We start from the raw sequence: 6,941 nt of genomic DNA on the forward strand, positions 1-6,941 counted from the left end.
TCCTTCAACTGATCGTCAGGACGCGACCGACCGTAGGACCTCAAGCCGGCTTGAGGTCAAGGCGAATCCGGGGACCTGATCCCTGCGGTGGTCAACTCCCTTCTAGGCTGGCCCACATGAAGACCGCACCGGCGCTCGCCACCGCCCTCGCCCTGTCCGCGGCCACCGTGCTCACCGCAGCCGGACCGGCCTCCTCGGCTCCGTCGGCCGCCTCGGACCCGCTGGAGCGCTACCACCGCCAGCCGCTCGCCTGGGCCGTCTGCCAGGACCCGCAGCTGGCCGCCGCCGGCGCCGAGTGCGCGGCCCTGACCGTCCCGCTGGACTACCGCGAGCCGCGGGGCCGCACCCTGTCGCTCGCCGTTTCCCGGATCCGGTCCGCCGACCCCGCGGGGCGCCGCGGCATACTCCAGACCAACCCCGGCGGTCCCGGCGAGCGCGGGCTGGGCATGCCGGTCGCGCTGCGGGAGCAGATGGCGCCCGGGACGGCGGCGGCCTACGACATCGTCGGCATGGACCCGCGCGGGGTCGGCGCCAGCGGCGGCCTGGACTGCGGCCTCACGCGCGGCACTTGGCTTCGCTCGGCCGGCACGGGCCGGGCGGGCTTCGAGCAGGCCTGGCGCATGGCCAAGGCCGACGCGGACGCCTGCTGGAACAAGTACCCCGACCTGCTGCCCCACCTGACCACCCGCAACACCGCCCGGGACGTCGACGTGCTGCGCGCGGCACTGGGCGAGCAGCGGACCTCCTTCTTCGGGCAGTCCTACGGCGCGCTGCTGGGCGCGGTGTACGCGCAGCTGTTCCCGCAGCGCGTCGACCGGCTGGTGCTGGACAGCGCGCTCGACCCGGCGCGGTACGGCATCGGGGCGTTCCAGGACATGGCCGGCGCCAACGAGCGTGCCCTGGACGGCTTTTCCGCCTGGGCCGCGCCGCAGGACGCCGTCTACCGCCTGGGCTCCACCCCGGCGGCGGTGCGGGCCACCGTCGAGGGGCTGGTGCGCCGGGCCGAGGCCGCGCCGATCGCCGTCGACGGCTACCGGCTCGACGGCGCCCTGCTGCCGGTCCTGCTCGCGTTCTGCCAGGGCGACGACCGTGACAACGCCGCCTACGCGGACGTGCTGCGGCAGCTGCTGGACGCCGCCGACGGCAAGCCGGTCCAGGCGGGCCCGGCGCTGCACGAGTTGCTGACCGTGCTCCTCGCTCCGGGCCCGGACGGCGGTGCCGGCCTCTCGTCCACGGTCGGCATCCTGTGCGACGACGTGGCGATGCCGCGCTCGTCCGCGTGGTACCGCGAGGCCGTCGAGCGCTCCCGCGCCGCCGAGCCGGTCTTCGGCCCGGTGTACAACGGCCCCACCCCGTGCGCTTCCTGGCGCAGCGCCCCGCTGGAGCCGCCCGTCGAGGTCCGCAACGCCGTCCCCGCCCTCCAGCTCCACGCCACCGGCGACAGCCACGCCCCCTACCAGAGCGCCCTCGCCCTGCACTCCCGTCTGCCCGGTTCCCGCCTGGTCACCGTCCCGGGCCGCGTCCACACCCTCTACCTCAACGGCTACAGCGCGTGCGCCGGCCGGGCCGTCGACGCCTACCTGTCGACGGGCGTGCTGCCGGCTGCGGACACCGTCTGTTGAACAGGGCGCCCCGGCGGCCGGTTTGCGGCTGGGCCGGTGGCGTCGTCCGCTATCGCCGGGGCGCCGGCGGGGACACCTTCGCGAGCCAGGAGGTCAGCAGGCGGTTGACCTCCTGGGGGCGTTCCTGCTGGACCCAGTGGCCGCAGCCGTCCAGGATGTGGGAGGAGAGCAGGCCGGGGAGCGTGGCCGGGTGGGCGTCGATGGCGTCGGCCATCCAGGTCGTGGAGGCGTCCAGGGCGCCGCCGATGAACAGGGAGGGCTGGGTGAGGGGGGATCCGTCGAGGCCGGCGAGGTCCTCCCAGTCGCGGTCCATGTTCCGGTAGCGGTTGAGTGCTCCGGTCATGCCGGTGCGCTCGAACTCCCCGGCGTAGTGGTCGAGATCGGCTTCGGTGAGCCAGGAGGGCAGCCGGTCCGTGGGGAACCGCTCGCGCAGTGTCCCGCCGCCGCTGACGAAGTGCGGGTCGGGCTCCCCCGGCGCCGGCATGGTGTCGGCGGACAGGGCCGTGTAGAACCCGGCGAGCCAGCCCCTTACGTCGGGCTCGATCTCGGCCTCGGCCCGGCCCGGCTCCTGGAAGTAGGAGACGTAGAACTCCTGTTCCCCGGCCCCCTGGCCGCCGCTCATCCGCGCGAAGACGTCGCTGGGGCGGGGGCCGCCGGGCGGGGTGTAGGGGACGCTGAGCAGGCCCACCGCGTGGAAGACCTCGGGGTGGAGCAGGGCGGAGGCGGCCGCGATGTTCGCGCCCCAGTCGTGCCCGATGATCACCGCCGTCCGCTCGCCCAGGGCGTGCACCAGGGCGAGGTTGTCCTCGACGAGGGCGCGCATCCGGTACTCCCGCGTCGCGGACGGCCTGGAGGACCGGCCGTAGCCGCGCACGTCGAGTGCGACCGCGCGGTGCCCCGCCGCGGCGAGGGCCGGGAGCTGGTGGCGCCAGGAGTACCAGGACTCGGGGAAGCCGTGGACGAGCAGGACCAGTGGCCCGGCGCCCTGCTCGACCAGGTGCAGCCGTCCGGCGGGGGCGTCGACGGTTCGGTGGCGCAGGCCTGTGGGCGGTGCGGGCTGGTGCATGGCTTCTCCTCGGGGTGCCGGTGGCCGCGGTTGCGCACCGATCATGCGATGCGGCGGCCGGGGGATGCGACCGGCCTTGACGTTTTGGCAAACTTGCAGGACAGGGGCGGTCTGCGTGGCCCCGCACCGAGGAGGGGAGGAGGCGCGATGGCCGAGGACGACATCACCGGCGTGCCGGCCGAGGACGGCATCGCCGGTGTGCTGGCCGAGGACGGCATCGCCGGTGTGCTGGCCGCCATGGGGGACCGGCTGCGGGCCGTACGGGAACGGCACGGCCACAGCCTCACCGAGGCGAGCCGCGCGACCGGCGTCTGCCTCAGCACGCTGTCGCGGGTCGAGAACGGCCGGCGCAAGCCGAACCTGGAACTGCTGCTGCACCTGGCGAGGGCCTACGGCGTCTCGTTGGACGAGCTCGCCGGCCTCGCGCCCGCCGCGCCGCGCGAGGCGCCCCGGCCCGTCCCCCGCCGCCCGGCGGACGGCAAGGCGGTGCTGCCGTTGACCCGGTACGTCGGGGGTCTGCACGCCCACAAGCACGTCCTGCCCGCCACCGACGACCCGCCGCAGCGGCCACGGCAGGTGTCGCACGAGGGGTACGAGTGGCTGTGCGTGCTCTCCGGCCGCTTGTGGCTGGCGCTCGGCGAACACGACCTCGTCCTCACCGCCGGGGAGGTCGCCGAGTTCGACACCCGTACCCCGCACGGGGTCGCCAACGCCGGACGCGGCGGACCGGCCGAGTACCTGATCATGTTCGGGCCGCAGGGCGAACGCCTGCGCCCGCGCGTGCGTCCGACGGCCGGCTGAGGCGGCGCCACGGCCCGCGGGGGGTGGTGCGGGAGCTCCCGACCCGCCGTCAACGGCCCGCGGCGGCCTCCCGCAGGAACGCCCCGAAGGCCTCGACCGCCGGCGGCACCCGCTGCCCGCGCCGCGTCACGGTGTACACCTGCCGCACCGGGGTGTCGTCCGGGTGCAGCGGGATGAGGGCGATGCCGGGGCGGCTGACGCGGGCGGCCAGGGAGGGGATGAGGGTGGCGCCCAATCCCGCTGCGACCAGGCCGAGTTTGGCGGTCCATGCGGAGACCGCGTACTCGATGCGGGGCTGGAATCCGCTGCGGACGCAGGCGGCGAGGAGGGTGGATTCGGCGTGGCGGCGGGCGGCGATCCACGGTTCGTCGGCGAGGTCGGCCAGCCGCAGGCGGCGGCGTCCGGCGAGGCGGTGCCCGCGCGGGAGGGCGACCAGCACCGGGTCCTCCATCAGCGGACGGAAGTCGAACTGATCGCCGTCGTCGGCGAGTTCGGTGTACGAGGCGACCAGGGCGAGGTCGATCGTGTCCTCGCGCAGCAGGTCCAGCAGGTGCGCTGCCAGCCCCTCGGTGAGGCTGATCGCCACGTCCGGGTGGGCGGCGCGGAAGGCGGCGAGGGCGCCGGGGACGAGGGCGGCGTTGGCGCTGTCGAAGGCGCCCACCCGCAGCCGCCCGGCGGTGAGTTCGGTGAGCGCGTCCAGGTCGCGCCGGGTGGTGTCGAGCCGTTCCAGCATCGCCTCGGCGTGCGGCAGCAGCGCGCGTCCGTGCTCGGTCAGCCGCACGCCGCGCGCCAGCCGGTCGAACAGTGGTGTGCCCAACTCCCGTTCGAGGGTGGCGATCTGCCGGGATATCGCGGACTGGGTGAAGCCCAGCCGCTCGCCGGCGGCGGTGAAGGAGCCCAGGTGCGCGACGGTACGGAAGACGTCCAGCCAAGCCATGTCCATCTGGCATGACTACCATGCGGGACATTCGCTTGTCGCCTGGCTCGCGGCTTCCTAGCGTGGTGGCCATGAAGAAGATCGCTTTTCTGGGGCTGGGCCGGATGGGCCTGCCGATGGCCCGTCGACTCGCCGCCGCCGGCCACCCGTTGACCGTCTGGAACCGCTCCCCCGGCCGCGCCGGGGGCCTCACCGAGGCCGCCACTCCGGCCGAGGCCGTGCGCGGCGCGGACGTCGTCGTCACCATGCTGTCCGACCCGGCGGCCGTCGCCGAGGTGGCCGGACGGTTCACGGCCGAACTGGCGCCGGGCACGCTGTGGATCGACATGTCCTCGATCGGCCCGGAGGCCACCGCCGGCCTGCGCGCCCGGCTGCCCGACGGCGTCGTCCTGGTGGACGCCCCGGTGATCGGCAGCGTGGGCCCGGCGGCCGCCGGCGACCTGGTGGTCTTCGCGGGCGGCGAGGACGCCGACCTGGACCGCGCGCAGCCCGTCCTGGAGCACCTGGGCCGGGTGCGGCGCTGCGGCGGCGCGGGATCGGGCGCGGCACTGAAGGTGGTGGTGATCGGCGCGATCGTCGCCTGCGTCACCGCGCTTGGCGAAGTCCTCGCGGTGGCCGAGGAGTTGGGCGTTCCGAAGGAGCAGGCACGGGAGGTGCTGTCGGCCGGGCCGCTCGCGGGGGTGGTGGCCCGGGCGTTCAGCACGGAGTCGGACTTCCCGGTCCGCCTCGCCGCCAAGGACCTCGCCCTGGCCGGCGGCGGCCCGGTGCTGACGGCGGCCCGCGAGGTGCTGCTGGCGCATCCGTCGATCGCCGAGGAGGACCTGTCGGCGGTGGTGGGGGCGCTGCACCGGACGGCACAGGCCGCGACCACCGCGTGAAACCCCGACGCCGGACCCACCCGCCGAGGCGAACCCCACTGCCCACCGCCCCGCCTCGAATCCCTCACCCGTCCATACCAACCCCCGCAAACTCACCCGATCGAGCGCCCGACGCCCAGGAACACCCCGGCGGCCCGTAGCGTCGTGACGACGGGCGGCCCGGGGCTGCTCAGGAGGGATGGCGGGAGTGCGGGTCGGGCGAGTGCTGGGGCTGGTGGCGGCAGTGGTGCTGGTGCTGGCGGCGGGGTGCGGTGGCACGCCGCCGCAGAGCGAGGACGTCCCACCGCCGGGGCGGGACGACGGGCGGCCACTGGCACTGGTGTACCGGGGGCCGGCGGCCTGCGAGGGCTGCCCGGAGGCGGCAGAGGGGCTGCTGGAGCGGGCCGGGTTCGCGGTGCGGTTCGTCGGGCCCGGGGAGCGGGTGCGGTTCGGCCCGGCGGCGCTGACGGGCGTGGCACTGTACGTGCAGCCCGGCGGCACCAACGGGCAGGAGGTGGCCACCGCGTGGAGCCTGCTGGCGCGCGACCCGGACTTCTCCCCGGACCTGGTGCGCGCCTACGTCCGCGGCGGCGGGCGCTTCCTGGGGCTGTGCATGGGCGGTTACCTGGCCGGCGACCCGGGATTCGACCTCCTGCCGGGCGACTCCGGGCAGTACATCCGCTCCCCGGACACGACCGTCACCGACGAGCGGGACCGCCTGGTCGACGTCCTGTGGCGCGGCCGTCCACAGCGGATGTACTTCCAGGACGGCCCGTACTTCGACCTCGACGGCCCGGGCACGGACGTGCTCGCCCGCTACCCCAACGGCCGCACCGCCGCCGCCGTCACCCCGTACGGGCGGGGCCGGGTCGCGGTCAGCGGCCCGCATCCGGAGGCGCCGGCCGAGTGGTACCGCGACTACGAGCTGCCCGACCAGTCGCAGGCCGGCCTCGCCCTGGGCGAGGACCTGCTGCGCACCCTGATGGCCACCCCGACCGCCCCGGCGTCCACGCCCACACGCTGATCCTGCCGTCCCGCCGGCCGACCCGGCCGCCCTGCCCGGCCGTTAGCCGATCACCGCGTCCACCTCGACCTCGACCAGCCACCGCTCGTCGATGAAGCGCGACACCTCCACGAAGGTGGTGACCGGGCGGATGTGCGCGAAGCGCTCGCCGTGGGCGCGCGCGGCCTCCCGCCACTGGCTCATGTCGGTGAGCATGATGCGGGTCCGCACCACGTCCGCGAGCGTGGCGCCCGCCTCCCGCAGGGCGGCCTCGGCGATGTCCAGGCAGCGGACGGTCTGGGCGTGGACGTCGCCCTGGCCGACCGTCGTGCCGTCATCGCCGAGCGGGGCGGTGCCGGCGACCGCGACGTGGTTCCCCTTGCGCACGGCCCGGGAGAAGCCGATCCGCGGTTCGAGGGGGGAGCCGGAACTGACTGTCTGTCGAGTGCTGTCCATCGCACCATGGTGCCGCACCGGGGTGCGCGTCAAGCCGTGATCACGTGCGCGTCGGACGAGGCCTTCGGTGACCGGCCCCGCCCGGCGCCGGCCCCGGACAGTGCACTAGGGCACGTATTCGGTCGTGATCAATCTGTGTGATTCACCTTCGCGGCGGGTCCTGATCCGGTAGACCGTGGTGTGTGACGCGAGCGCAACT

General features: G+C 75.0%; 7 protein-coding genes. 4 read left to right on the forward strand and 3 right to left on the reverse strand.

Annotated elements, in window-relative coordinates; translation table 11 throughout:
• Nucleotides 1–116: 116 nt before the first annotated feature.
• Nucleotides 117–1,622 (forward strand): alpha/beta hydrolase, encoded by a 1,506-nt coding sequence (locus ACIRRH_RS33315; protein WP_403074805.1) that lies wholly within the window; start codon nt 117–119, stop codon nt 1,620–1,622.
• 49 nt (nt 1,623–1,671) lie between these two features.
• Here ACIRRH_RS33315 and ACIRRH_RS33320 read toward each other — a convergent pair whose 3' ends face one another.
• Entirely contained in the window at nt 1,672–2,688 is a 1,017-nt protein-coding gene (locus ACIRRH_RS33320) for an alpha/beta fold hydrolase (protein WP_403074808.1), read from the reverse strand.
• 201 nt (nt 2,689–2,889) lie between these two features.
• On the opposite strand from ACIRRH_RS33320, the gene ACIRRH_RS33325 reads away from it, so the two are divergent.
• Nucleotides 2,890–3,489 (forward strand): helix-turn-helix domain-containing protein, encoded by a 600-nt coding sequence (locus ACIRRH_RS33325; RefSeq protein WP_403074828.1) that lies wholly within the window; start codon nt 2,890–2,892, stop codon nt 3,487–3,489.
• Nucleotides 3,490–3,538: 49 nt separating this feature from the next.
• Here the strand turns inward: ACIRRH_RS33325 and ACIRRH_RS33330 are convergent, their stop codons facing one another.
• On the reverse strand, nt 3,539–4,432 hold the full coding sequence (locus ACIRRH_RS33330) for a LysR family transcriptional regulator (protein WP_403074810.1): 894 nt from the start codon (nt 4,430–4,432) through the stop codon (nt 3,539–3,541).
• Between the two features lie 65 nt (nt 4,433–4,497).
• On the opposite strand from ACIRRH_RS33330, the gene ACIRRH_RS33335 reads away from it, so the two are divergent.
• Both ACIRRH_RS33335 and ACIRRH_RS33340 read left to right on the forward strand, forming a co-directional pair.
• Entirely contained in the window at nt 4,498–5,304 is an 807-nt protein-coding gene (locus ACIRRH_RS33335) for an NAD(P)-dependent oxidoreductase (protein ID WP_403074813.1), read from the forward strand.
• 187 nt (nt 5,305–5,491) lie between these two features.
• The gene (locus ACIRRH_RS33340) at nt 5,492–6,307 is read left to right on the forward strand and encodes a hypothetical protein (protein WP_403074816.1); all 816 of its coding nucleotides are present in this window, start codon (nt 5,492–5,494) and stop codon (nt 6,305–6,307) included.
• A 42-nt stretch (nt 6,308–6,349) separates the two neighbouring features.
• On the opposite strand, the gene ACIRRH_RS33345 is transcribed toward ACIRRH_RS33340, so the two are convergent.
• Nucleotides 6,350–6,742 (reverse strand): RidA family protein, encoded by a 393-nt coding sequence (locus ACIRRH_RS33345; RefSeq protein ID WP_403074819.1) that lies wholly within the window; start codon nt 6,740–6,742, stop codon nt 6,350–6,352.
• Nucleotides 6,743–6,941: the final 199 nt, after the last annotated feature.

This window comes from Kitasatospora sp. NPDC101235, assembly GCF_044767505.1.
Lineage (GTDB): Bacteria > Actinomycetota > Actinomycetes > Streptomycetales > Streptomycetaceae > Kitasatospora.

What these genes read in the sequence shown, in the direction of transcription:
- ACIRRH_RS33315 (WP_403074805.1), top strand. Translation starts at nt 117, where the DNA reads ATGAAGACCGCACCGGCGCTCGCCACCGCCCTCGCCCTGTCCGCGGCC.
- ACIRRH_RS33320 (WP_403074808.1), bottom strand. Translation starts at nt 2,688, where the DNA reads ATGCACCAGCCCGCACCGCCCACAGGCCTGCGCCACCGAACCGTCGAC.
- ACIRRH_RS33330 (WP_403074810.1), bottom strand. Translation starts at nt 4,432, where the DNA reads ATGGACATGGCTTGGCTGGACGTCTTCCGTACCGTCGCGCACCTGGGC.
- ACIRRH_RS33335 (WP_403074813.1), top strand. Translation starts at nt 4,498, where the DNA reads ATGAAGAAGATCGCTTTTCTGGGGCTGGGCCGGATGGGCCTGCCGATG.
- ACIRRH_RS33345 (WP_403074819.1), bottom strand. Translation starts at nt 6,742, where the DNA reads ATGGACAGCACTCGACAGACAGTCAGTTCCGGCTCCCCCCTCGAACCG.